Genomic DNA, 224 nt, shown 5'->3' with positions numbered 1-224 from the left:
TAACCACTACACCACGGGACCATTTGGTTGCGGGGACAGGATTTGAACCTGCGACCTTCGGGTTATGAGCCCGACGAGCTACCGTGCTGCTCCACCCCGCGACAATATAAATAGCTTGGCGACGTCCTACTCTCACAGGGACAAGGTCCCAACTACCATCGGCGCTAGAGAGCTTAACTTCCGTGTTCGGTATGGGAACGGGTGTGACCTCTCTGCCATCATCA

At 55.4% G+C, this 224-nt stretch carries 1 tRNA gene and 1 rRNA gene; both read right to left on the bottom strand.

Annotation, left to right across the window (positions count from 1 at the left end):
* Window positions 1-24: 24 nt before the first annotated feature.
* Window positions 25-101: transfer RNA gene (locus MR136_RS28365), tRNA-Met, on the bottom strand.
* A gap of 12 nt (window positions 102-113) precedes the next feature.
* Window positions 114-224 (bottom strand): 5S ribosomal RNA (gene rrf, locus MR136_RS28360); the annotation flags it as partial.

This window comes from Bacillus cereus group sp. BfR-BA-01311, from assembly GCF_022664295.1.
Taxonomy (GTDB): domain Bacteria; phylum Bacillota; class Bacilli; order Bacillales; family Bacillaceae_G; genus Bacillus_A; species Bacillus_A cereus.
This window is presented reverse-complemented; position numbering and strand designations above follow the sequence as displayed.